This window comes from Ekhidna sp., from assembly GCF_965212185.1.
Taxonomy (GTDB): domain Bacteria; phylum Bacteroidota; class Bacteroidia; order Cytophagales; family Cyclobacteriaceae; genus Ekhidna.
The window spans coordinates 961,927-985,897 of sequence record NZ_OZ243102.1 but is presented as its reverse complement, the minus strand read 5'-3'; the positions used below and the strand labels follow the sequence as shown (position 1 = coordinate 985,897).

The 23,971-nt window shown below is 39.5% G+C and carries 14 protein-coding genes; 8 read left to right on the top strand and 6 right to left on the bottom strand.

The genetic code is table 11. The features are described from left to right. Nucleotides 1-21 precede the first annotated feature (21 nt). Entirely contained in the window at nucleotides 22-2,925 is a 2,904-nt protein-coding gene (locus ACOMC3_RS04435; protein WP_420318322.1) for a CHAT domain-containing protein, read from the top strand. Here ACOMC3_RS04435 and ACOMC3_RS04430 read toward each other — a convergent pair whose 3' ends face one another. The 5 genes from ACOMC3_RS04430 to ACOMC3_RS04410 all read right to left on the bottom strand — a co-directional run bounded on the left by ACOMC3_RS04430 (nucleotide 2,926) and on the right by ACOMC3_RS04410 (nucleotide 17,069). Beyond that, nucleotides 2,926-4,980 (bottom strand): OmpA family protein, encoded by a 2,055-nt coding sequence (locus ACOMC3_RS04430; protein WP_420318321.1) that lies wholly within the window; start codon nucleotides 4,978-4,980, stop codon nucleotides 2,926-2,928. A 1-nt stretch (nucleotide 4,981) separates the two neighbouring features. Next, nucleotides 4,982-6,028 carry a PorP/SprF family type IX secretion system membrane protein gene (locus ACOMC3_RS04425; protein ID WP_420318320.1) on the bottom strand — a complete coding sequence of 349 codons (1,047 nt, stop codon included), beginning with the start codon at nucleotides 6,026-6,028 and terminating at the stop codon, nucleotides 4,982-4,984. Further along, nucleotides 6,025-7,227, bottom strand: coding sequence for a hypothetical protein (locus tag ACOMC3_RS04420; RefSeq protein ID WP_420318319.1), 1,203 nt, complete (start codon nucleotides 7,225-7,227; stop codon nucleotides 6,025-6,027). Before ACOMC3_RS04420 ends, ACOMC3_RS04425 begins: the two co-directional genes overlap by 4 nt. Before the next feature lie 10 nt (nucleotides 7,228-7,237). Then, the gene (locus tag ACOMC3_RS04415; RefSeq protein WP_420318318.1) at nucleotides 7,238-15,358 is read right to left on the bottom strand and encodes a hypothetical protein; all 8,121 of its coding nucleotides are present in this window, start codon (nucleotides 15,356-15,358) and stop codon (nucleotides 7,238-7,240) included. Nucleotides 15,359-15,506: 148 nt separating this feature from the next. After that, on the bottom strand, nucleotides 15,507-17,069 hold the full coding sequence (locus ACOMC3_RS04410; protein ID WP_420318317.1) for an NAD(P)/FAD-dependent oxidoreductase: 1,563 nt from the start codon (nucleotides 17,067-17,069) through the stop codon (nucleotides 15,507-15,509). A 56-nt stretch (nucleotides 17,070-17,125) separates the two neighbouring features. Between ACOMC3_RS04410 and ACOMC3_RS04405 the strand changes: the two genes are divergently transcribed. The 5 genes from ACOMC3_RS04405 (at nucleotide 17,126) to ACOMC3_RS04385 (ending at nucleotide 20,851) form a co-directional block, all read left to right on the top strand. Beyond that, nucleotides 17,126-17,485: a cupin domain-containing protein gene (locus ACOMC3_RS04405; protein WP_420318316.1), complete on the top strand. Its 360-nt coding sequence runs from the start codon at nucleotides 17,126-17,128 to the stop codon at nucleotides 17,483-17,485. Between the two features lie 106 nt (nucleotides 17,486-17,591). Beyond that, nucleotides 17,592-18,101: an RNA polymerase sigma factor gene (locus ACOMC3_RS04400; protein ID WP_420318315.1), complete on the top strand. Its 510-nt coding sequence runs from the start codon at nucleotides 17,592-17,594 to the stop codon at nucleotides 18,099-18,101. After that, entirely contained in the window at nucleotides 18,091-18,666 is a 576-nt protein-coding gene (locus ACOMC3_RS04395) for a hypothetical protein (protein ID WP_420318314.1), read from the top strand. The genes ACOMC3_RS04400 and ACOMC3_RS04395 overlap by 11 nt, the downstream gene beginning before the upstream one ends. A 41-nt stretch (nucleotides 18,667-18,707) precedes the next feature. Beyond that, nucleotides 18,708-19,208: a hypothetical protein gene (locus ACOMC3_RS04390; protein WP_420318313.1), complete on the top strand. Its 501-nt coding sequence runs from the start codon at nucleotides 18,708-18,710 to the stop codon at nucleotides 19,206-19,208. Next, on the top strand, nucleotides 19,199-20,851 hold the full coding sequence (locus ACOMC3_RS04385; RefSeq protein ID WP_420319304.1) for a prolyl oligopeptidase family serine peptidase: 1,653 nt from the start codon (nucleotides 19,199-19,201) through the stop codon (nucleotides 20,849-20,851). The genes ACOMC3_RS04390 and ACOMC3_RS04385 overlap by 10 nt, the downstream gene beginning before the upstream one ends. Nucleotides 20,852-20,880: 29 nt before the next feature. Here ACOMC3_RS04385 and sppA read toward each other — a convergent pair whose 3' ends face one another. Then, nucleotides 20,881-22,614, bottom strand: a complete 1,734-nt coding sequence (sppA, locus tag ACOMC3_RS04380) for a signal peptide peptidase SppA (RefSeq protein ID WP_420318312.1) — start codon at nucleotides 22,612-22,614, stop codon at nucleotides 20,881-20,883. A gap of 117 nt (nucleotides 22,615-22,731) precedes the next feature. On the opposite strand from sppA, the gene folK reads away from it, so the two are divergent. Further along, nucleotides 22,732-23,223 (top strand): 2-amino-4-hydroxy-6-hydroxymethyldihydropteridine diphosphokinase, encoded by a 492-nt coding sequence (gene folK / locus ACOMC3_RS04375; RefSeq protein ID WP_420318311.1) that lies wholly within the window; start codon nucleotides 22,732-22,734, stop codon nucleotides 23,221-23,223. Nucleotide 23,224: 1 nt separating this feature from the next. Then, nucleotides 23,225-23,971, top strand: a complete 747-nt coding sequence (locus ACOMC3_RS04370) for a sulfite exporter TauE/SafE family protein (protein WP_420318310.1) — start codon at nucleotides 23,225-23,227, stop codon at nucleotides 23,969-23,971.

Sequence of the window (23,971 nt, the reverse complement as noted above, 5' to 3'; positions counted from 1 at the left end):
TCCTTGCTAAATTCTATTTGAATGCAGAGAATACACATGATCAGAATAGCGGCAATAGGATTCATTCTCTTATTAAATTTTCAAGCATACAGTCAGTCCTGCTTGCAAAAGCTGGATAGTGCAGATCGGTTTAAGTACTCATACCCCTTAAAAGCTAAGTTTTATGCCAATTCATTGCTTACGGATCTAGATTCTGTTAAATGTCTTAGTGAGATAGGAATCGCCGGAATGTATAACAACGTAGGACTCATCCTGTGGGAGGTTAATGACAAACAGAAAAGTTTAACAGCATTTAAAAACGGAATCAAGCAGGAAGTAGCTGATAAAGACTCTATTCACAGAGACCTATTAGGACTTTACTATAACATATCTGCCCTATATCAAGAGCTTGGAAGATTTGGTGAAGCAGGTGAATTTCTTGATTTGGCTGGTAGAGTTACTGAGTCTGCATATAGCAATGACGTTAATTCACAGATTAGATTCTTCAATAGACAAGGTGTTTATCATCGTGAAGTCGGGAATTTTGAAGAAAGCTTACAGTCATTAAATCAAGCCTTAAAAGCTGCACGAGGTTTTAACGACTCCCTCACCATCTCATTGCAAATTGAACTTGGGACTACTTATCGGCATTTCGGAGATCTTCAACAAAGTGAAGCAGAGTTGATAAAGGCTATAGAAATGGCAAAAGGCAAAGATGAAATTCAATATTTCAGAGCGATTGACCGTCTTTCAGCTTTAAAAATCGAACAAGGCGAGTACTCTGATTCTGAAAACTACCTTCTTCATAATCTCGAAAAAAAATCCAGTAAATATGAAAATGAACCGATCATGATGCTGGAAACACTCAATGGACTTAGTGTACTCTATTACAGATTAAATGACTTAAAATCTGCCAATCAATACATTGACCAAGCATTGGATGTCGCTGGAGATATACGAACTATCCGCCCATATATGATCAATAATCTGGGCAACATCTATTTAAGGCAAGGCGACATTGAAAAGGCAGAGGAATGTTTTAGAGAAAGCTCTGACGGGTTTCTTGAATTATTTGGTTCCATGAATCCAGATTATGCAAGTAGTCTGAACAACTTAGCAAGTATCCTTAAGGAGAAAGGAGAACTCCCCAAAGCACTGGATATGTACATGAAGGTGCTGGATATGGATAAAGTAATCTATGGTACCGAACATGCGAACTACGCCACTTCATTGAATAATGTAGCCCTTTTATATCTTCAATTCGGTAATTATTCATTAGCGGGTAAGCTCTTACAGGAAGCTAAGAGAATCAGAGCCAATACTTTGGGCAACTATCATCCATTGTACATCAAAACGGTAAATGACCTTGGACTTTACTACATGATCGTCAAAGATTTTCAGAAAGCTATGGAGTCATTCGATCATGCTTTAGATGCTGAAATCAAACACATGCAGGATATTTTTCCTGTATTGACAGATAATCAACGTAAACTTTACTTTGACGAAACCAGGTACAACATCGAGCGATTTTGTTCGCTTGCTTTCAAAGATGAAAATATCAACAGCATCTATGCTGAAAACGCACTCAATCACTTTTTAAATACCAGAGGAATCTTGTTTTACGCTTCTGAAAAAATGAGGAAGCTCATTCAAAATAGTGATGATGATAAAATTAAAAGAGATTATAATGCCTGGAGGGAAAAGAAATATAGTTTAGCTCAGGCGTATCTATTAACTGAAGAAGACCGTAGGCAAAAAGGCATTTCGATAACGCATCTCGAAGAGGAATGCGCTGCTTTGGAAAAAGACCTGTCCAGAAAATTTAAAGTGTTTGCTGACCAAGAAAAGACCACCTATCACCATTGGGCGGAAATAAGTAATATGCTTGAGGATAGTGCGGCAATGGTAGATATTATTCAGTATAGAGACTATTCCGTAGAGGTGATAGATGAAAAAATAGATCAGGGTTTTGAAGATGAGTCTAATTATGTAGGTTTTATTATAAAAAAGGATAGTCTTTTGCAACCGGTCAAGCTGCCTACCTTAGATTTCACAAAAGGGTTTGCTACTTACAGAAATGCACTAAAATTTGGAGTGAAGGATAAGCTTAGCTATAGTATTTTTTGGAAGCCAATTGATCAGTATCTGAATGATGTAAACAAGCTATACATATCTCCTGATGGTATCTATCATAAAATGAATCCAGTGGTTTTCTATAATGATTCAACCAATACTTACATGGTGGATAAATATGATATTATCAATATCACAAGTGGTAAAGATTTGCTCTATCGTGACGAAAAAGTCTTCATACGAGAGGCCAAAATATTTGGAAACCCAGACTTCTCAAAGATTGAAGGTTATTCAATGAAACAACTACCTGGGGCTGAGAGAGAAGCCGGTGATATTACCAAAATATTGGATGTGAGAAGGTGGGATACTGAAACGTTTTATTTTCAGGAAGCAACAGAAGATCGAATTAAAAGCTTTGCCAATCCTGGAGTGATCCATATTGCAACACATGGGTATTTTATTGAAGACCCGAGCTTTACTGACCCATTGCACAGTTCAGGATTATTCTTAAGCAAAAACCAAACAAGTGAAAATGATGGACTTCTATCAGCCTATGAAGCAATGAATCTGGTTTTGGATCAAACAAACCTTGTTGTTTTAGCTGCATGTGAAACAGGACTTGGGAAGGTTCAAAATGGCGAAGGAGTCTTTGGTTTGCAGCGATCTTTCTTGGTGGCCGGAGCACAAAACATTATTCTTTCATTGGTAAAGATCAATGATCAGGCAGCCCGTAAATTCATGAACCTTTACTACGAGGAATTATTGGAACAACAAGACCCACAGCAAGCTTTTTTTAAGGCAAGAGCAAAGTTTAGGGAAGTTGATAAAAACCCATTTAACTGGGGAGCCTATATTCTCGTATCCAAAGGTTGATCACCCACTACCGCTTGATACAAAAAGTGGAAGATCATCTTCACCAACCAGCCAATTCAGTGGTGTATCTTTTACCTCACTTTCCATGATCCTAATTGTTTCTCCCGAATGCAAAATGTTGTTTATCTCACCATTCCAATCTCTTAACTGTTTAACAGTAACACCAATTGCGTTAGCTATATCATCGATCTTTGCCGTTTTTCTAATGATGAATGGAGCGGCTTTTTCAAATTCGGTGGACTGATCGGCTTTAACAATAATTTCTACCCTCCTTTTCAAAATTCTTTTAAACCAATGATCATTGTTTCCTTCTGAAGGTAATTCTCCTCTTGGCAGAACATTTATTGAAGTTGAATCGATTCCTAAAGAAACTAGATGCTGTTTTACTGACCTTCCGCGATTCTCGCTAAGCTTAAGATTTGCTTTTATGGGACCAATACTATCGGTGAATGCCAGTATATTGATTGATTCAATTGCCTTATTAGAAAGCTGTTTAGATAGACTATTTAGAGCAGCTTTTGATTCAGGCCTTAGAATGGAAGATCCATAGCTAAAGAATATTTTTTCAAAAGCAATCTCTGTAGAAACACCTGAAGATACTCCGTCCTCTAAAATATTTGGTCTAGGCTTTGAGGGCTTTATTGGTTCAAATAAATCATATCCCGCGTAATCTTCTACTCTGAAAGTAACTAAATCCAGAGACATGATATCCTTAAATTTAGATGCCAGCCGGGAATCAATCAGTGATTCCCCGGAAATCAAAAGTGATAAAAATAAACGTTCATTACTTACCGGGAAGCCATGAATATTTAGAATCTCATGATCCTCCCGATTTGTAGCTAAAAACCCTACGGTATCAGATATTGCAAAGTATGTATCATCCCATGTTGAATTGAATGGGTCTCCCAAATTATAAATTTCAGGTTCAAAAAAAGATTCTCCTTTTGCTGCATACAGGTCGTACCCACCATATCCTACATGTCCATCACTGGAAAACAAAAGTCCCTCAAAAGCTGACGAATAATACGGAGTAATTTCATTTTCTGGAGTATTGATTACTCCTCCCATGTTAATTGCGGGAGTCCAGGATTCTTTTTCAAGTCCTTTCAGGCTCATCCAAATATCGCTACCGCCAAAACCGCCTGTACGATTGGAACTAAAGAATAAGGTATCTCCAGTGGCAGATATTGACGGATGTTTATTTTCTGATCCAACTTCATTGATGTATGCATTCAATGGAACAGGCGTACTCCATCTCTCGCTCTCGAGATAACTCACCAGAATAAGACAAGAAGCACTATCACCCTGGCAAGAGGAGAAATAAAACGATTGGCCATCTTTTGTAAATGAACCCGCACCTTCAGCCCATTTTGAATTTAGATCTGAAAATCTTTGATCAGAGGAAGCTATCCTCCAACGATCATTCCCTCTATTTTCGAATGCAACCAGATCGGGAAGTAATCCTTCATACTGTAAATCTTCGTATTGAGTACCTGACAGATTACGTGTTGTTGCAAAAACCAAATAATCATTTGAAGGATTAATAACAGCACCAAAATCATGGAAACGTGAATTGACTTCATCCATGGGACTTACAGTAAACCCACGGTCCGCTTTCTTTTGTCTTAATGCAAGCTGACATCCTTCACGTTGTTTTCGTGATAATTCAACCAGGTATGGTTCTGCTTCTGGAATAGAAATAAGAAATGAGTATATGGAGTCTGCCTCTTCAAACCGACTTTCTTGTTTAAGCAAGCTGGCATAGCTATACATAGACCTTGCCCTATATTCCTGATTTGGCGTATTGCTTAATTGAACAAATACATCCTTGGCCTTTTCATATTGAAGCGTTCGGTTAAAACACTCACCTAATCGAAATCTCGCTAAATGATTATTCTCATCAAGACCAACTACTTTCTTATAGAACTCAATGGCAACCTCATATTGGTCATTTAGATAGCGCTCATCTGCCATTCTCATTAGCCGGGGAACGGACTGAGCAAATACTCCAGTGGCTATTGAAATTAGTAATGATGCAACGAAAGCATTCCTCATATTAAAATATTGGACTTGAAATATTTCTTAGCGGAGTAGTTAAATCAAGGTTATAAGTTAATGAAACTTCATAAGTAGGAAGGCTACCTCCTGATTCTTCATTAATATCAAAAGATTGCGTGTTGAGATCAAAGCTAAAGCCCAATCTCAAATTCTCCACCTGAAATCCAGCCAAGACAATAATTGAATCCTCTATCCTATACCAAGAACCAAATTGAAGTTCGACACCTGTTTTCGCTCTTGGTGAACTTACAATTGTAGACATGTAAAGTCCTACGTTGATTTGCTCATTACCCTGGGAATAGAGAATAAAAGTAGAAGGATGCATATACCAGCGAGGAGATACAGCTAGCTTGGCAGAGCTGAATGCCTTTAATAAATAGCTTTTTCTTGCATCTTGATTCCCACCAAAAGAAACATTAGGCCGATTTAAATTATCTATACTTAGTCCAATCATTAAACTTTTATCCCTGACATATCTATTTTCATTGTCAAAAGCAGAGTAAACAACTCCAAAATTGAATGTAGGATAAATAAGTGGGTCTGAGCCAATATTTTCTCCACCCAAGGTATCATCAAACCCGTAAAATCTATTGAATTGAGATCCCCACCGTAATCGGGAATCATCAATCCTGTGATCAACGACCCCTCCCTGCAATCCAAATACGATGGATTGATTGGTAAGACGACTTAACCTGATAGCGTATGCCCCAGTAAGTAATATTTTTTTTGAATTGTAAACACCCTCAAATCCCCTTCTTTCTTGAAAAAAGGTAAGTCCTACTCCACCAAATTGATAATCCTTACTTGTTGTGCGTTTTAGTGGATAGGTAAAGGTTACTTGCATTAGTTCAAGAAAAGAATCATGACTTTGTGAACCACCTCTTTTAAAATTAGAATTGAAGGACATATTTGGAATGGCTCCAGTAAAAGCAGGATTTAATAAAGTAGAGCTTGCAAAGTATTGAGAAAACTGTCCCTCCTGTCCAAAAGAAAAGCTAATAGTGCTAATTAAGAATAAACAGATAACAATACTTTTTGCTCTCATTTCACTAATAGAACTGATCCTGTTTGATTTATCACTTCTTCATCTGAAATTAGCTGCACTTTATAATAATATACACCCTCCGGCGCATCAAGACCGGAATTTAAAACTCCATTCCATCCATAGTTGGATAAATCCAGGTTATCCCCACTCTCGCTGGTACTAAAAACTAGCTTATTGAAGGAATCATAAAGCTGAATGTCAATACTTGTAACTATAGCACCAGCATAGAATACCCGGAAAAGCTGATTCTCTTCCATCATTGAGCCAGGTGAAAAGGCATTTGGTACAAAAATCCTTGGTCTGTCAATGCTTGGTATCAGCGCTATCGCTAACCTGCTTCCTTCACCGGTGATTAAAATATTATCATTGGAAGTTATTTCTCCTTGTGACCTGTCGGTACTGTTGTTTACCAACGTTCCATCAACGATATGAAATAATGTATCCGCTTTTGAAAAAAGAACAAGCCCTGGATTTTCAACTCTAGAACGAATATTTGTTCCATTCGTGAAATTATTAAGATCTACACCAGAAAAATTTACCTGAATCTGAGCTTCAACAGAAGCTCCTGATACTTTCACTATCCATTCAACTTCATCACTAATTCCGATCATCTCATCATCAGGGTATAAAGTATTTTGATCTGGGATAATACATTCCACATTTACCCTGGTGTTTTCAGGTAAATTTGATATTGTCATATAATTGGGAGAACCGTTTACTCCCATTGGGAAAGTAATAGGAGTACCCTTCGATATTCCAAATAACTTTCCTTCAACATATCCCAAACCACTTCCCATTGTTGTTCCGGTTACTAAAATATCATCTTCCTTTTGGGTTTCAATCACTCCATTAGTTGTTTGCAACTCGCCTGTGACCGTAATCTGTGCAGTCATGAGAATTAAACTGCCTTGCTTGTCTACCACAAAATCGCCGGTCTCAATGGTGCCTCCATCTAATATCTGATCATTATCACCAATAAATTTTATGTTTCCAATGTCTTGATTAGCACCAAGATCCATATCACTGTAACTTACTAAAGTACCTGAATTAGAGAGTGAGCCTCCTAAAACTGTATTTCCTCCAAAGAAGAAAACTGTACCATCTTCTAAAAACAAGGTAGTAGAATCACCAAAATTGACGGATTGGCCTGTAATAGTCAGGCTTAGTGAACAAATGAAAGAAAACAAAAATAATTTCATGATACTTATTTTATTCGGCTCTACCTATTTCTACCCAATTTCCTAGTTGTTGTATCCAAACAAAATGAATGGATGCTCCTGCAACCATTGGCATTGCTGTATTTTGGTGAAGTTTTACATTACCACCAGTTCCTATTGTATTAGGACCTCCAACTACGCATACTAGTACGATTTCCTGACCATCAACACCCGCTAAAATATTGGTAATGTTTCCATCTGCATTAACTCTAATAATTCTGCCAGCTGGTAATGCACCTGGTAGCGAGGACATTGCAACAGCCGTAGCTGGAGGAGTTACATAATTACCAATATGAGTTATATCCCCACCAGTAGTTATTGAAGCAGAACTTGAGCCAACATCCAAAGAATTTGCAGTGAAATCACTTGAGCCATTAATTACAGTAACACCACTAATTTGATACTGTGCTGTTGTAACACTGGATGCATTGGCGTTGATCTGTCCAGTAGCTGTAATTCCTCCTGCTGATGCTAAAACAATATTTCCTGCACCAATATCCAGGTTCCCTGTTATCTCTGCATTACCAATTACATCCAACTCAACATTTGGCGAATTGTTATTGATTCCGATGAACCCTCCATTAATTCGCATAGCTTCAACGGTTGTAGTAGTTCCGGATATGGTAGATGTGAAAACGAGATCTGTACCTAAAGTTGATAGATCATTATAGTTATCAGTAGCTACAGCCCTTATAGAGGCTGGAACTGGATAATTTCCTGCGTTTGCTTCACGTCCCGTAAACGCTATTTCTCCGATATCTTCTCCCAAAAGGACTGGGGATTCACCACCCTGACTACCGTTGGTTCTTGATAATCTTAATTCAGCTCCACCTCCATAAGTATGGGCAGATAAAAATGCTTTTCCTAAACCAGAACCAGAAACCACCCCTAATTGGTAGTCGTTACCACCAAAGATTGGATCAGGACCAAAAGTGGAACCAACAACAAACGTATTAGGATCTTCAAAAAATGGATATGGAGCACTACTGCCTGGTGTTATCCATGAAAGAATACCCCCTCCATCGGTTGACAAAACTTGACCTCCGGTTCCATCTCCATTAGGCAATTCCCAAATCACACCGGTGGTAACAGTTGATGGAGCTCTAAATCCAACAGCATCTGAAGCTGCACCATCTTCCAGAACCAAAGACCTGCCGTTGGCCACTTGTAAATCGCCATCAGCTATTATCAATCCATCATTTCCGGTACCTGTTCCCATACCAGGCTGGAGAGTTAATAGACCTCCATTTCCATTTCCTCCCCCAAATCCATCGCCTGCTTTTATAGCAACATTTGAACCGTCATTCACAATTATATTTCCTTCACCTCCAGAGATTTGCACCGATCCATCGTCGTTCAGTTCCATCCATGAAGAAAGTTCTGTACTGGTATTTGTAAGGTCAACATTCACTCCAGCTCCAGCATCGCCTTGTTTGGCTATCCTCATAAAGCTGATTGACCCATCATCCATGAAAATCATTGATGAAGAATCAGCATTCATCCTAACCAGGGCATTATCAATGATATTCGAATAGTCAGGGTAAAGGTTATTGGTAATGGCTTCACCATTAATACCTTCAGTTGCATTCTCAAAGTGTGCAAAACCGAGATTATCCCCTATTTGCAGCGGAGCTAACGGATCACCAGTACCGATACCAACTGTTCCACTGCCATCTAAGTGAAGAATACTAGAAGTTTCTACATTTCCTTGAAAATACCCAAACGACAAATCATTTTGTCTGGTAGCATCAGAAAAGGCATCACCATAACCCTGGATCATCCAGCCATTGGTTCCTATTTGATCTACTAAAGTTGAACCGTCTCCAAGCGTTTGAAGTATGAATGCTCCTAGCTGACCAGTTTGAGTCCCCTGTGCATCTACGGTAATTGTTTTTGCCTGATCTAAAGTATTATAAACATGTAGGTCATAAACAGGTGTTCCTGTACCAATACCAACTCCTCCGGATTCAGTAATTCTCATACGTTCGGTTGGTACTGAAGCGGTTGCTGGCGATGTTATGAAAATTAAATCTGCACCCGTATTACCTGCAGTCCAATTATTAGCTGCTACAGCTTCAATACCGGCTCCTTTATCAAAGTTGGTTAATGCTCCCCCATAGTGTCCGTTAAAAACGATTTCACCTATAACATCACCACCCTGAACGGCCGCAGGTCCTCCGGTATTACCTCGCGCGGAGGCTAGTGCCAATGTTGCTCTATTATTGATTAAATCATTGTTGAATGTGGCTGCAGCTACCATACCTCCACCACCAATTCCATCATCAATTACCTGAATCACTTTTCCTGCTGGGACTGGTAGAATTGTTCCTGCACCAAATACTGCAGAGTTAGCATCTTCCACAAAGCCCATTTGGAAATTAGGTGCTGCACCATCTAAAGCAAGGGTACCACTTGCATCTGGTAAATTATATGTCTGCGGAGCTGTCAACCCTGTCAACTCTAAAGTCGCTGTGTTGGCTGTATTTATATCATCAAACAAAGTGAATTGGGTATCTGGTGTGTTGATGGTGATGTTATCTGCTACCTCAGCATCCCCTACAGCTGCTCCTACTAAAGCAATTTCACCACTCGCATCCGGTAAGGTATAGGTTTGTGAGGCTGTAAGACCTGTCAATTCAAACGTTGCGAAATTGGCTGTATTTATATCATCAAATAAAGAAAATTGGTTGTCTGCTGTAGTGACTGTAATGTTGTCATCAACCTCTGAATCTGAAACCACCGATCCTCCAGCGACAAGATCCGGTGCAGGTGTTGTGGTCAATGAGAGCGTACCACTCGCATCTGGTAAATTATATGTCTGCGGAGCTGTCAACCCTGTCAACTCTAAAGTCGCTGTGTTGGCTGTATTTATATCATCAAACAAAGTGAATTGGGTATCTGGTGTGTTGATGGTGATGTTATCTGCTACCTCAGCATCCCCTACAGCTGCTCCTACTAAAGCAATTTCACCACTCGCATCCGGTAAGGTATAGGTTTGTGAGGCTGTAAGACCTGTCAATTCAAACGTTGCGAAATTGGCTGTATTTATATCATCAAATAAAGAAAATTGGTTGTCTGCTGTAGTGACTGTAATGTTGTCATCAACCTCTGAATCTGAAACCACCGATCCTCCAGCGACAAGATCCGGTGCAGGTGTTGTGGTCAATGAGAGCGTACCACTCGCATCTGGTAAATTATATGTCTGCGGAGCTGTCAACCCTGTCAACTCTAAAGTCGCTGTGTTGGCTGTATTTATATCATCAAACAAAGTGAATTGGGTATCTGGTGTGTTGATGGTGATGTTATCTGCTACCTCAGCATCCCCTACAGCTGCTCCTACTAAAGCAATTTCACCACTCGCATCCGGTAAGGTATAAGTTTGTGAGGCTGTAAGACCTGTCAATTCAAACGTTGCGAAATTGGCTGTATTTATATCATCAAATAAAGAAAATTGGTTGTCTGCTGTAGTGACTGTAATGTTGTCATCAACCTCTGAATCTGAAACCACCGATCCTCCAGCGACAAGATCCGGTGCAGGTGTTGTGGTCAATGAGAGCGTACCACTCGCATCTGGTAAATTATATGTCTGCGGAGCTGTCAACCCTGTCAACTCTAAAGTCGCTGTGTTGGCTGTATTTATATCATCAAACAAAGTGAATTGGGTATCTGGTGTGTTGATGGTGATGTTATCTGCTACCTCAGCATCCCCTACAGCTGCTCCTACTAAAGCAATTTCACCACTCGCATCCGGTAAGGTATAAGTTTGTGAGGCTGTAAGACCTGTCAATTCAAACGTTGCGAAATTGGCTGTATTTATATCATCGAATAAAGAAAATTGGTTGTCTGCTGTGTTAATTGTGATATTATCCTCTACTTGAGCATCGCCTACGGCATTCGCTCCAATCGTTGTTAAGCCTGCATTGTCAATCGTTACATCACCACTCATCGTAACCGCTGTTGGTGTTGTTCCATTTGACACAATAATCTGGGCATCTGTTGTAGGTGGTATAACAGAAAGAGCGTCAACAGTCCCATCAATCTCATCAATAGCTCCCTGTACGTCGGTAGCTGTTAAACCAGAAGCTACATTATTGAAAGTAACTTCTGCACCTGTCTGGTCATCGGTTAAATCACCTGCATCTATCGTTGCATCAATCTCATCAATAGCAGCTTGTACATCCGTAGCTGTTAAACCGGAGGCTACATTGTTGAATGTTACTTCAGCGCCTGTCTGGTCATCGGTTAAATCGCCTGCATCGATCGTTGCGTCAATCTCATCTATAGCTCCCTGCACATCCGTAGCAGTCAAACCGGAGGCTACATTATTAAAGGTTACTTCAGCGCCTGTCTGGTCATCGGTTAAATCGCCTGCATCGATCGTTGCGTCAATCTCATCAATAGCTCCCTGCACATCTGTAGCTGTTAAGCCTGATGCCACGTTGTTAAAAGTGGTTGATGCAGCAGTTCCTAAGCCATCAACTGTCCCATCTATCTCATCAATAGCAGCTTGTACATCCGTAGCTGTTAAACCGGAGGCTACATTGTTAAAGGTTACTTCTGCACCTGTCTGGTCATCAGTCAAATCGCCTGCATCGATCGTTGCGTCAATCTCATCAATAGCTCCCTGCACGTCTGTAGCAGTCAAACCTGAGGCTACATTATTAAAGGTTACTTCAGCGCCAGTTTGGTCATCGGTCAAATCGCCAGCATCGATCGTTGCGTCAATCTCATCTATCGCTCCCTGCACATCCGTAGCAGTCAAACCGGAGGCTACATTATTAAAGGTTACTTCTGCGCCTGTCTGATCATCAGTCAAATCGCCAGCATCGATCGTTGCGTCAATCTCATCAATAGCTCCCTGCACATCTGTAGCTGTTAAGCCTGATGCCACGTTGTTAAAAGTGGTTGATGCAGCAGTTCCTAAGCCATCAACTGTCCCATCTATCTCATCAATAGCAGCTTGTACATCAGTAGCTGTTAAACCGGAGGCTACATTATTGAAAGTGACTTCTGCCCCTGTCTGATCATCAGTCAAATCGCCTGCATCAATCGTCGCATCAATCTCGTCTATGGCCCCTTGAACATCAGTAGCAGTCAAACCAGAGGCTACATTGTTGAATGTTACTTCTGCGCCAGTCTGGTCATCGGTCAAATCGCCTGCATCGATCGTTGCGTCAATCTCATCAATAGCTCCCTGTACGTCTGTAGCAGTTAAGCCTGAAGCTACATTGTTGAATGTTACTTCTGCACCTGTCTGATCATCGGTCAAATCTCCTGCATCAATCGTCGCATCAATCTCGTCTATGGCCCCTTGAACATCTGTAGCTGTTAAGCCTGAAGCTACATTATTGAATGTTACTTCTGCGCCTGTCTGATCATCCGTCAAATCTCCTGCATCAATCGTCGCATCAATCTCGTCTATGGCCCCTTGAACATCAGTAGCAGTCAAACCAGAGGCTACATTGTTGAATGTTACTTCTGCGCCAGTCTGGTCATCGGTCAAATCGCCTGCATCGATCGTTGCGTCAATCTCATCAATAGCTCCCTGTACGTCTGTAGCAGTTAAGCCTGAAGCTACATTGTTGAATGTTACTTCTGCACCTGTCTGATCATCGGTCAAATCGCCTGCATCGATCGTTGCGTCAATCTCATCTATAGCTCCCTGTACGTCTGTAGCAGTCAAACCGGAGGCTACATTGTTAAAAGTAGTTGTTGCAGCAGTTGGTGCTCCTATTCCATCAACTGTCGCATCGATTTCATCAATAGCTCCCTGCACATCCGTAGCGGTCAAACCTGAGGCTACATTATTGAAAGTAACTTCTGCTCCTGTCTGATCATCCGTTAAATCGCCTGCATCGATCGTTGCGTCAATCTCATCAATAGCTCCCTGTACGTCAGTAGCAGTCAAACCAGAGGCTACATTGTTGAATGTTACTTCTGCGCCAGTCTGGTCATCGGTCAAATCGCCTGCATCGATCGTTGCGTCAATCTCATCAATAGCTCCCTGTACGTCAGTAGCAGTTAAGCCTGAAGCTACATTGTTGAATGTTACTTCTGCACCTGTCTGATCATCGGTCAAATCGCCTGCATCGATCGTTGCGTCAATCTCATCTATAGCTCCCTGTACGTCTGTAGCAGTCAAACCGGAGGCTACATTGTTAAAAGTAGTTGTTGCAGCAGTTGGTGCTCCTATTCCATCAACTGTCGCATCGATTTCATCAATAGCTCCCTGAACATCCGTAGCAGTCAAACCGGAGGCTACATTGTTGAATGTTACTTCTGCCCCTGTCTGATCATCGGTCAAATCTCCTGCATCAATCGTCGCATCAATCTCGTCTATGGCCCCTTGAACATCGGTGGCAGTCAAACCAGAAGCTACATTATTGAATGTTACTTCTGCGCCTGTCTGATCATCCGTCAAATCTCCTGCATCAATCGTCGCATCAATCTCGTCTATGGCCCCTTGAACATCGGTGGCAGTCAAACCAGAAGCTACATTATTGAATGTTACTTCTGCACCTGTCTGATCATCCGTTAAATCACCAGCATCAATCGTTGCATCGATCTCATCTATCGCACCCTGCACATCCGTAGCGGTTAAACCTGAGGCTACATTGTTAAAAGTAGTTGTTGCAGCAGTTGGTGCTCCTATTCCATCAACTGTTGCGTCAATTTCATCTATCGCTCCCTGAACATCAGTAGCTGTTAAACCAGAAGCTACATTATTGAAAGTAACTTCTGCTCCTGTCTGATCATCGGTTAAATCGCCTGCATCGATCGTCGCATCGATTTCATCAATAGCAGCTTGTGCATCGATGGCTGTTAATAATGAAGTTGTGTTATCATAAGTTATTTTACTAGCACCAACGTCACTAACATCAGCATCCACAATTGATCCATCTTGAATTTCTGTGCTTGTTACTGCATTTGCGTCTATAATTAATCCTCCACCAAAATCGCCACTGATATCACCGGCTGCATTTGGCACAGAGGTTAAGTCTAAATCATCCGTGCTGTCCAAATCCAAATTTGGATTACCAAGAACTGTTGCAGTGGCACCTGCGATATCTGATGCATTTGCACCACCAACAAAATCTACAAACAACCCCGTACCAAAATCACCAACAATATCACCAGCAGCATTTGGGGTAGTTGATAAGTCAAGATCATCCGTACTGTCTAAATCTAAATTTGGGTTACCATTTACAATAGCTGATGCTGCTGCAATATCCACAGCTGTGGCTCCACCTACTTGATCTACTTGAAGACCAGTACCAAAGCTACCTGATACGTCAAATGCCGTAGGATTTGCAGCATTGTCTATAAAACCCAAGTCATTCGTGAACTCACTCACATTAGCTCCCGTTTTGTCTATTTTACTCCAGGAGATATTGGCCCCAGCATTGATGTCTGCATTGGCAATTTCTCCATCTACAATATCAGCACTGGTAACTGCGGTAAGCCCAGCATTGCTGTCCACATAACTCTTGGTTGCAGCATCTGCCGGATTTGTTGGAGTTGGTAGGTTAGTAATAGCAATAGCACCTGCATCATTCCCGGAAGCAAGCACGCTAGATAGGTTTTGATTATCCGTGTTATCAAGAAACGGCGTTAGATCTATTGAAGTCGGATCGTTGGTTAGAGATAAAGTAGTTCCAGTCAGTTCTAAATCCTGATCATCTGAATCTCCCTGATTGTCGACATAATTTTTTGTAGCAACATCCTGTGGATTAACTGGATCCGAAACATTTTGAATTACATTATTTCCAGCATCGGCTCCTTGGCTCAAAACATTGGCCAAATCCTGATTATCTGTATTGGTGGTCAAAACCCAATTTGGGTCTACCCAGAAATAAAATGCGTTTTCCTCGCTATCAAACACCAACAATCCATTATCTACTGCAGAGAGACTCATGGAATTTCTTTCTGCAGTAGTAAGACTCGGTATTAGTAACCCTTGATTCCCATTTGGTGCCACCAAATGAAGTACAGCATTGGGGTTAGGTGTTTCAGTATTGACACCAGCTGAAAATTGCTGGGCAGAGAGTGTTCCTGAAATCAATAGAAAAACAACAGCAGAAACAGCTAGGTAAATTCTCTTCGATAAACTCATAACTACGGGGGTTGACTTAAACTGGACTAACTTCAAAAATAGCTCAATAAAGAGCTATTAAGGCCTGTATAATAAGCTATTCGATATAGAGGGGTTTTCTAAGGATGGGATGATTTAATTCTAAAACTAAACTCCAAAAATTTCACTCTTATTTACGGAAGTATAAATTTAAAATGCCTTCCATACACCTCTCACCATCCATTGCAGCAGAAACGATACCTCCTGCATATCCAGCTCCTTCGGCACATGGAAAAAGTCGTTTAATTTCAATATGTTCACAGGTTTCATTATCTCGAGGAATTCTAACCGGAGATGAAGTGCGACTTTCTACACCAATAATCTGAGCTTCATTCGTAAGATATCCTTTCATTTTCTTTCCAAAATATTGAAAGCCTTGCCGAAGGCGCTTTCCAATAAAATGAGGGAGAACTTCTAGCATATCAGTAGAATGCAGTCCTGGTTGATATGAAGTATCGAGCAATGAATCAGATAACTTTCCATTCACAAAATCAACCATTTTTTGCGCAGGAGCCACTTGTGTTTTTCCTCCCATTTTCCAAGCTTCCCTTTCCACTGACGCCTGAAATTCCATTGCAGCAAGCTCACCATACTTTTGGAATTCTGGAATGTCCTCTAGTTCAACAGCTACAACCATACCTGAATTCGCATATTTACTGTCACGTCTTGAAGGACTCATTCCATTGACAACCAATTCTCCGGGCGCAGTTGCTGCAGGAACAATGAATCCGCCGGGACACATGCAAAACGAAAAAACTCCCCTTTCTTTTCCTTTCAGGGTTGTTTGAGAAACCAATGAATAGGCAGAAGCAGGAAGGTATTCACCCCGATTATCACACTTGTATTGAATTTGATCAATGAGTTGCTGTGGGTGCTCAATTCTTACTCCAAGTGCAAATGGCTTAGCTTCAATTTTGAATTTCCGAGATTGACAAAGACGGAAGATATCTCTGGCAGAATGACCAGTTGCAAGTACCACTGCTACTCCTTTCACTTCTCCTTGCTCCGTAATCACACCATGCATTTCTCCATTTTCTATAATCAAATCAATCACCTTTGTATTGAAATGGACCTCTCCTCCTGCTTCTTCAATGGTCTCACGCAATGCGGTTACCAGCTTTGGTAATTTATTCGTTCCGATATGTGGGTGTGCTTCAAATAGAATGTCGGGCGTAGCACCGTGCGCAACCAAGATTTCAAAAACTCTCCTTATACTCCCTCTTTTTTTCGAACGGGTATACAGCTTCCCGTCAGAGTATGTCCCAGCTCCTCCTTCTCCAAAACAGTAGTTGCTTTCAGGATTTACTAAATGTTCTTTATTTATGGCTGCAAGGTCTCTTCTACGTGATCTAACATCTTTACCTCGCTCTAGAATGATTGGCTTAAGTCCATTTTCAATCGCCTTAATTGCTGCAAATAATCCGGCCGGTCCGGCTCCTACAATAATGACAGGGACTGCATTGCGAACATCATGATCCTTTTTGGAATATTCAACATACTCAACCTCGGGTGGCGTATCCCTGACTTCAACTCTCAGGTTTACTTTGATGGTTTTCTGACGCGCATCTACTGACCTTCTCAATATGTCGGAAAACTGATTAACTTTTTTTAGTCCGTTTACCTCCAAATATTGATCAAGAGCTTTTTGATTAAAGCCAACTTCAGGAGTAACTACCAGTTCATGGATAGGCATGTCGCAAAAGTAGTCGTCTACACTGCTCAGACTGACATTTACCCTATATTTATTCCATGAATATCAAAGACCATCTTTCTAAAGTAAATGAGTACTTCTCCCCAAAAGTGATTGGTGAAGTGAATGATATATATGTCAAAGTAGCCAAGATCATGGGAGAAGATATCCCATGGCATAATCATGCAAATGAAGATGAAGCTTTTTTCATATTGGAAGGAGAATTACTATTTGAGGAAGAAGGGAAAGATGCATTTATCATGAGAAAAGGTGATTTCTATGTGGTGAAGAGAGGAGTTAATCATCGTGTTTCATCAGAAAATGAATGCCACATTATGCTAATTGAAAATAAGAGTACAGCTCATACTGGTGAAGTTGAATCAGCAATCACTAAGAGTGTTGAGGATCAGCTTAAATAACCATCATAGCTATATATCATCCTAATTAAATAGGGTTTCAATAAAAAATCTTACTTTCTTGTAAGAAATCTCTTCGTTCCCGGACTAGTGGGTTAACGATTCGGAAATGAAAGAAAGTGAACAACGACAAATCTTTACTGAATGGCTGGGTGAATACCGGGCATTATTATTCAAAGTGATACGTGCCTATGCATTTACCACCGATGATCAAAACGATCTGTTTCAAGATGTATGCATTCAGGTATTTCGTTCAGTTCCCAACTTCAAAGGTTCATCTGCAGTTTCTACCTGGCTCTACCGAATTGCTCTGAATACGGCGATTAAGTGGAGTACTAAAGAAAAAAAGCATGTGAATGGACATCAAGAAGTGGATAAGGTAGGTCACATTCTTGAAGCTAATGATGAGCCTGTAGATGAACGAATTTCTTGGCTTTATGAGCAAATCAAGCAGTTTAATGAAATCGATCGATCGCTAACACTTTTACTCCTGGATGGCTACAGTTACAAAGAGATGTCCCAAATGATGGGAATCTCAGAGAGCAACATAGGAGTGAAAATTCACCGGATCAAAAAACAATTAGTAAACAACTCTAAACAATACGAATATGGAGTTTGAGGAAATGCAAAAAATCTGGAGCGAACAAAAAGGAGAAACCATGTATGCGATTAACGAAAGTGCGCTTCACAAAAGAATTGGTAAGAAGAAAGATGCTGCAAGCAAGAGAATTAATATGGTTGAAATACTGATAAGCATCATTAATGGTGTAGTAGCAATTATTCTATTTATCGATGCATTGGGAGATTCACATAATTGGGATTTTATGGGAGCTGGAATCATGGCCGCCACAGTGATTTATATTCAGTATTTCAGATGGAAGCGGATAGCTTCAGAAAATAAATTTGATCGAAGCATGATTGGTGAATTAGACCATGCCATTTCTAACACCAACCATATTGTAAGGTTTAGCTATCTAATGATCGTCGGATACCTGGCACCAATGTCTGTTTATTTATTTGCAAAAATGATTAGCCAGGGCGCTTCTCTAGAGAAATGGCTACTAATTGTTGGATTATATCTCTTATCCTTTCTTCTTATCTACTGGGAACGAAAGACTTGTCATATACCCCGTCAAAGAAATTTAATTGCCTTAAAGAGAAAGTTGATAGAGGAATGTAATTGATCAAAATACTGACTTTAATTTTGAGATAATTCTCAATACCAATGAATAAAATTTTATACAGTGTTTTCTTTTGCATTATTACACTTCTCTCATACTCACAGAAAAACTATAACTACGTTGAGGCACCTACTGAGGAAATAAAAGATATATACTATAATGATGTAATAGAAGATCCTTACCAGTGGATGGAGAATCTAGATGATCCAAGATTAGACTCATGGATAGATGATCAGAAATCATTTGCTAAAAAACTGTATAATCGATCTCATTTGCTTCAATTGCAAAAACAAATAGCCACTGTCGTCCTAGGTATAAAAAGAAATAAGACGGCCAACTACAAAACAGTTTATTATGAAAATAAGTCAAAGTACATTTTTGATACCAAATGGATTAATTATGGAAAGTCACCAAATCTTATTTATAAGTTAAGAGATGAAAGCAAGTTCAATACTTTAATTAAACCAAGACATATTCTTAATGATAGAAGAGAACGTCTTGATTATTCAAACATCATTGTCAATGAAGAACTTGCATTGCTGTAGTAGTCATATCTATAAATGGTAGTGATTGGTTGACTGGATATTTTTTTGAACTCAAAGCCGGCACCCGTCTACCATTAGTTATTGACAATTTAAGAACTGGAAGTACCATAAAATGGAATAATAATGCATTATACTATGATACTTATTCCAATCCTGATTCTCTATCTCCACTATCAAACATAAACGGGCAGAAAATCTTAAAGATGGATTTTGAAAATGACACCATTCCAAAAGTACTATACACTAATCCTGACACTGAAGGAATTAGCAGTGCCTATTTCACAATTAAGGAAAACAAACTTTTTGTTTCCCATTATCAAAAATCTCGTGAAAAATTGTATCATCTTCTTTCATTTGCCGATCTTGACCAGGAAGCTTTTTTCCTGAATCCGTTCTTAACTATCCAAGACTCAACACAATCTAGATGGGAAATAGCTTACATTTTGAAAGACTCTGTTTATCTAAAAACAGACTGGAATGCTCCAAATGGACGCATTCTTATAGCAAATATTTACAAGCCAAATTCACTATTTGAAGTTGTTCCTGAAGACGATGGTATTTTAGAAAGAATAAGCCCCTTAGGAAAAAATAAGTTTGCTTGTACATATTTTAAAGACGGTCGGCATATCGCGATGATCTATAATAAGAGAGGAGATCTACTTAAGAAACTTCGATTTGCAGTTGGTAAAAAAATAAACTACCTCTATGAATATGACACTAGTGTTAATCGGACAAATTTCTCATTGACATCATTTTATCATCCACCTCTTCACTATCAAATATCACTAGAATCTTTAGAAGTAGAGCCAATTGAGAAACTTTCTGTTCCATACAAGGCAACATCATTTCATACTAAATATGTTGAATATGAATCAAAAGATGGGACACGTGTACCAATGTATATAACATGCAAGAAAAATATCAAATTAAATGGCAATAACCCAGTTCTTATATATGGATATGGGGGCTATGGCACTACACTTACACCATTTTTTCTTGAAACGAATGCATTATTTCTTAAAAAGGGAGGAGTACTTGTTATACCTAATGTAAGAGGGGGTGGGGCCAAAGGTTCCAAGTGGGCAGATTCAGGAAGGAGAGAGAATAAGCAAAATGCAATCGATGATTTTATTTATTCAGCAGAATATCTAGTTGAAAATAAATATACTTCACCAGACAAAATTATTATTCAAGGAGCTTCTCATGGAGGATTATTGGTTGGTGCTGCAATATTGCAAAGACCAGATTTATTCAAAGCTGCTATTGCTGAAGCAGGTCCTTTTGACATGTTAAGGTATCACAAATACACTACTGGCTCAAATCAAACTAACATGTCGGAATTTGGTAGTTCAGAAATTGAATCTGATTATGACAATTTAATTAAATACTCACCTTATCATAATATAAAACAATTATCATATCCTAATTTGCTCTTAATTACCGGTGACTCTGATGATCGAGTACCTCCATTTCATTCATACAAGTTTTTGGCAAAACTTCAATCAATTGCAGACAATTCTAAATTATATACAATATATATCACTCCCGGATCTGGACATAGCGGGGCATTAACTCAAAAAGATTGGATTGAATTAGAGATATTTAGATATCAATTCATTTTTACAAATCTTGATATGAAATAAGCCTTTGATCTAGTGATTATTTATTCACTTTACCTCACTTCCAAATTCCCCGGTAGCCTAGCTTGGAGACCTTTGTGCTGGTTAAGTTCTTTAACTGCTTTCGATAATGGGTCTGTATCCATACCAAATAAGGTAAACTGTACTTTCGCACTCATCTTTTCCAGCACTTCCTCAATAAATGGTTTCTTCCTTGGATAATGTGATACCGAATAGTCATCTTCAATTCCTGCGGCTTTCACTGCTAACTCAATGGCATCCTGATAGCTTCCTAGCTGATCTACAAGTCCATTTTCTATTGCTTGTTCGCCACTCCAGACTCTACCCCCAGCAATTTCCTTCACCTCATCTTGCGACATCCCTCTGGCATCAGCAACTTTCTGCGTAAATACTTCATATCCATTATTTACACCTCTTTGAATAATTGCTCTTTCTGAATCTCTCAATGGCCGGGTGACGGTATAAATATCTGAGTACTCACCTGTTTTCACAACATCATGAGTAATACCAATCTTGTTTTCAAGAAATTCTCCAAAATTGAACCACATTCCGAATATTCCAATGGAACCTGTAATGGTATTGGGTTGTGCTAGAATTGTATCCGCAGGCATAGCAATGTAATAGCCGCCTGAAGCTGCTGCACCACCCATCGAAGCGATGATTGGTTTCTTGCCTTTTGTCAACATTAACTCTCTCCAGATCATATCCGAAGCTGTCATGCTACCTCCTCCAGAGTTTACTCGCATCACTATTGCCTTGATTTTATCGTTATTTCGAGCTTTTCTAATTTCATCAGCGTAGGTCTTGCCAACAATACCTTCATCCCCGCCCATCATAATATCACCTTCAGCTACAATAACAGCAATTCTGTTAGTTGAGTAATCACTTTCAATGGATATTGCCTGGATGTACTTATTCATCTTCATCGTTCGAAGATTCTTATCCTCAGCCTGTCCCAGTTTCTCTTTCATTACACTTTTTAGCTCATCCTCATACCCAACCTTGTGAATCAGTCCAACATCCACTGCATCTTCAGGTAGGTTTACAATCATTTCATTTGAAATGTCGGCAAGCTTTTCAACAGGAATTTGAACTGAATTTGAAACATTGTTTAAATAGATGTTATACATTGAAGTCAACAATTCAGTGTACTGAAGTCTATTTTCAGCACTTAGGTCTTTTCTAATGTAAGGTTCTACGTAACTTTTAAACTCACCAACTCTGAAAATTTCAGGTTGAATATCAAGCTTATCAAACATCCCCTTAAAAAAAGTAATATTTACATCTAGTCCATTGAATTCTATTGCTCCAGTGGGATTAATGAATAAGCTATCAGCAACGGAGGCTACATAATAATCTGACTCACTTATGTATTCGCCATAGGCATAGATAAATTTACCAGACTCTTTAAAATCTAATAGCGCATCTCTGATTTCCTGAAGACCAGCATAGCTTCCGGCCAGATACATTGGCTCCAGATAAATTCCTTTGATGCGGTCATCAGTTTTTGCTTTATTGATCGCTGTTATAATATCTAATAAGCTCAAAGGAGTGGGACCGTCAGAAAAGGCATTTATAAACGGATCATCTACAGTTTTCTCCATCAAAAATCCCGTCATTGGGAAATGAAGCACAGAATTAGTTTTTATAGTTGGCTTCTCATCTGCTGATGCCGAGGCAAAAATTCCAATAAGTATAAAGAAACCAATGATTGAGAAAATGAATAGGCCCACTACGGTTGCCAAAAGATTTCTTAAAAATGCCATGTATTAGTTATTCCTACGTTTAGTTTGTCTTTAGATTATCTACAACTATTTACTTTTAGAATATAGATAAACCACAAAAGTAAGACGACCTTAATAAACAATTGATCAGGAAAGTATATGAACGGAATTTACCTCCTGTTGGGTAGTAATATGGGCAATCGGTTGGAATACCTTCGTGAAGCCGAGCAGCTGCTAATTTCCAAGGGAATACAAATCGTTGATGAATCTTCTATTTATGAAACTGAGCCTTGGGGTAAGGAGAATCAGGATTGGTTTTTAAATGTGGTTTTACAAATCGAAACATCGTCAACACCCGAAGTATTACTAAATATGATTCTTGAGGTTGAGAAATCTATCGGAAGAATTAGGAAAGAGAAATGGGGAGAGCGGAGTATTGACATTGATATCTTGTACTATAATGAAACGGTTTTAAAAAGCGATCAATTAACAGTTCCTCACCCTGGCATACCCGAAAGAAGATTTACATTGATTCCTTTAGTTGAAATGTGCCCGTTGGAATTGCACCCTACCTCCTTAAAAAACCACATGACCTTACTGGCCGAATGTGACGATCCATTAGATTGCAAACTCACAGATTATAAACTTTGAAATGTCTTTTTTAGAAGGAATACTCTTAATATTTGCCGGTGTATTCGCTGGGTTTGTAAATAGTATTGCCGGTGGTGGTTCATTGCTGATTATGCCGCTTCTAATTTTTATGGGACTGCCTTCCGCTGAAGCAAATGGTACAAATCGAGTGGCAATCTTTATTCAAAATATCTTTTCAGTTGCCGGATATCGCAGCAAGGGGGTGTATGTTTTTCCTTTTGCACTATATGTAGCCATTCCTGCCATCATTGGTGCAATTATCGGATCCAATATCGCGGTAGAAATTGGGGATAAAGTTTTCAATAGAATACTTGCTGTAGTCATGTTGATAGTCATGGGAATTTCAATCTTTAAGCCTTCAATTAAAGTAGATCCAAACGAAATCATTGATAAGAAAAATACGTGGGTAAGTATTGTCATCTTTTTCTTTTTAGGGATATATGGTGGATTCATTCAAGCGGGAATAGGCTTCCTGATTATAGCTGCACTTACCACTGTTCATGGATTGGGTATGGCCAAAACGAATAGCATTAAAGTTTTTGTTATCCTTTGCTATACAGCAGCTGCTGTCATTGTATTTTATCTCGAAGGGAAGATTAGGTGGGAATATGGTCTTTCCCTGGCAGTTGGAAACTCAGTTGGTGCATGGATTGGCAGTCGCTGGTCGGTTGGTAAAAGCGATCGTTTGATACGAATAATTCTTTTAGTGATGGTAGTGGCACTTTCAATTAAATTGTGGTTTTTCTAA

Coding starts and splice junctions, on each gene's coding strand:
- ACOMC3_RS04435 (WP_420318322.1), top strand. CDS start 22: ATGCAGAGAATACACATGATCAGAATAGCGGCAATAGGATTCATTCTC.
- ACOMC3_RS04430 (WP_420318321.1), bottom strand. CDS start 4,980: ATGAGGAATGCTTTCGTTGCATCATTACTAATTTCAATAGCCACTGGA.
- ACOMC3_RS04425 (WP_420318320.1), bottom strand. CDS start 6,028: ATGAGAGCAAAAAGTATTGTTATCTGTTTATTCTTAATTAGCACTATT.
- ACOMC3_RS04420 (WP_420318319.1), bottom strand. CDS start 7,227: ATGAAATTATTTTTGTTTTCTTTCATTTGTTCACTAAGCCTGACTATT.
- ACOMC3_RS04415 (WP_420318318.1), bottom strand. CDS start 15,358: ATGAGTTTATCGAAGAGAATTTACCTAGCTGTTTCTGCTGTTGTTTTT.
- ACOMC3_RS04410 (WP_420318317.1), bottom strand. CDS start 17,069: ATGCCTATCCATGAACTGGTAGTTACTCCTGAAGTTGGCTTTAATCAA.
- ACOMC3_RS04405 (WP_420318316.1), top strand. CDS start 17,126: ATGAATATCAAAGACCATCTTTCTAAAGTAAATGAGTACTTCTCCCCA.
- ACOMC3_RS04400 (WP_420318315.1), top strand. CDS start 17,592: ATGAAAGAAAGTGAACAACGACAAATCTTTACTGAATGGCTGGGTGAA.
- ACOMC3_RS04395 (WP_420318314.1), top strand. CDS start 18,091: ATGGAGTTTGAGGAAATGCAAAAAATCTGGAGCGAACAAAAAGGAGAA.
- ACOMC3_RS04390 (WP_420318313.1), top strand. CDS start 18,708: ATGAATAAAATTTTATACAGTGTTTTCTTTTGCATTATTACACTTCTC.
- sppA (WP_420318312.1), bottom strand. CDS start 22,614: ATGGCATTTTTAAGAAATCTTTTGGCAACCGTAGTGGGCCTATTCATT.
- folK (WP_420318311.1), top strand. CDS start 22,732: ATGAACGGAATTTACCTCCTGTTGGGTAGTAATATGGGCAATCGGTTG.
- ACOMC3_RS04370 (WP_420318310.1), top strand. CDS start 23,225: ATGTCTTTTTTAGAAGGAATACTCTTAATATTTGCCGGTGTATTCGCT.